We start from the raw sequence: 1,917 nt of genomic DNA, 5'->3' as shown, positions 1-1,917 counted from the left end.
GTTCAGCTCTCCCGGTTCATGCGATTTTCGACGAGGTCGTCGACGACGGACGGATCGGCGAGGGTTGATGTGTCGCCGAGCGCGCCAAAGTCGTTTTCGGCGATTTTGCGCAAGATGCGGCGCATGATTTTGCCGGAGCGGGTCTTGGGCAGGCCAGGGGCCCATTGCACCAGATCAGGCGACGCGATGGGGCCGATTTCTGTGCGAACCCAGGTGCGCAGCTCTTTGCGCAGTTCGTCAGTTGGTTCGACACCGTTCATCAAAGTGACGTAGCAATAGATGCCTTGGCCTTTGATGGCATGGGGATAGCCCACAACCGCAGCTTCGGCGACGCTCACATGTGCAACCAAGGCTGATTCAACCTCGGCGGTGCCCATACGGTGGCCGGACACGTTGATCACATCGTCAACACGGCCGGTGATCCAATAGTCGCCATCTTCGTCGCGGCGGCAGCCGTCGCCGGAGAAGTAGTAGCCTTTGTAATCGCCAAAATAGGTCTTCTCAAAGCGCTCGTGGTCTTCCCAGATCGTACGCATCTGACCAGGCCAGCTGTCTTTGATCGCCAGAACACCTTCGACGGGATAGCTGTCGATTTCTTCACCCGATTGCGGATCCAGAACCACAGGTTTCACACCAAAGAAGGGCTTCATCGCGCTACCCGGTTTGGTTGCATGCGCGCCGGGCAGAGGCGTCATCATATGACCACCGGTTTCGGTCTGCCACCATGTGTCAACGATCGGGCATTTGCCGCCGCCGATGACGTCATTGTACCAATTCCAGGCTTCCGGGTTGATCGGTTCACCGACTGTGCCCAGAATGCGCAGGCTGGACAGGTCACATTTGGTCGCAAATTCAGTGCCTTGCCCCATCAATGCGCGGATGGCGGTTGGTGCGGTGTAGAACTGGTTGACCTTGTGCTTTTCGCAAACCTGCCAGAAGCGCGAGGCGTCAGGATAGGTTGGAACGCCTTCGAACATCACGGTTGTCGCGCCATTGGCCAGCGGGCCATACACGATATACGAGTGTCCGGTGACCCAGCCTACATCGGCTGTACACCAGTAGACATCGCCGTCTTTGTAGTCAAAAACCGCCTCGTGGGTCAGCGCAGCATAAAGCAGATATCCGCCAGTGCTGTGGACCACGCCTTTGGGCTGGCCGGTGGAGCCGGAGGTGTAGAGGATGAACAGCGGATCTTCGGCGTTCATCTCGACAGGGCGGCAATAGTCGTCTGCCTCAAGCGCCATCTCGTTGTAGTCATAGTCGCGACCGGCGATCCAGGTGGTCTGATCACCCGTGCGTTTCACAACCAGACATTTGACCGTGTCCTTGCAATGCAGCAGGGCGGTGTCGGCGTTGGATTTCAGCGGAGTCTTGCGGCCGCCGCGCGGGGCGTGGTCGGCGGTGATGACAACTTTGGCGTCTGAGCCGTTGATGCGGGCGGCCAGAGCATCCGGGGAAAAACCTGCGAAAACAATCGAGTGGATCGCGCCGATACGCGCGCAGGCCAGCATGGCATAGGCAGCTTCGGGGATCATTGGCAGATAGATGACAACGCGGTCACCTTTGCGCACACCCAAGGATTCCAGCACATTGGCCGTGCGGCACACATTGCGGTGCAGGTCTTTGTAGGTGATGTTTTGGGCCGGCTCGTTGGGGTCGTCGGGCTCGAAGATAATCGCAGTTTGATCGCCGCGTGTTTCAAGATGGCGGTCGATGCAGTTGGCGGCGACGTTCAGCGTGCCATCGGCGAACCAGTTGATCTTGACCTGGCCAAGGGTGAAATCGACGTCCTTGACTTGCGTGGGTTTCTTAACCCAATCCAGCCGCTCCGCCTGAGCGCCCCAGAACCCGTCCGGGTCACTCATAGATTGTGCGTACATCTCATTGTACTGCGCAAGCGTAACATTCGCATTGGCG

Annotated in this window: 1 protein-coding gene; it reads right to left on the bottom strand. The window is 58.4% G+C overall.

Annotation, left to right across the window (positions count from 1 at the left end; translation table 11 throughout):
• Positions 1–2 precede the first annotated feature (2 nt).
• On the bottom strand, positions 3–1,917 hold a 1,915-nt coding region (acs, locus tag C8N36_RS23885), incomplete at its 5' end, for an acetate--CoA ligase (protein WP_097807153.1).

Source organism: Pelagimonas varians (assembly GCF_003208435.1).
Lineage (GTDB): Bacteria > Pseudomonadota > Alphaproteobacteria > Rhodobacterales > Rhodobacteraceae > Pelagimonas > Pelagimonas varians.
The sequence above is the reverse complement of the archived record's forward strand: the minus strand, read 5'-3'. Positions and strand labels throughout refer to the sequence as shown.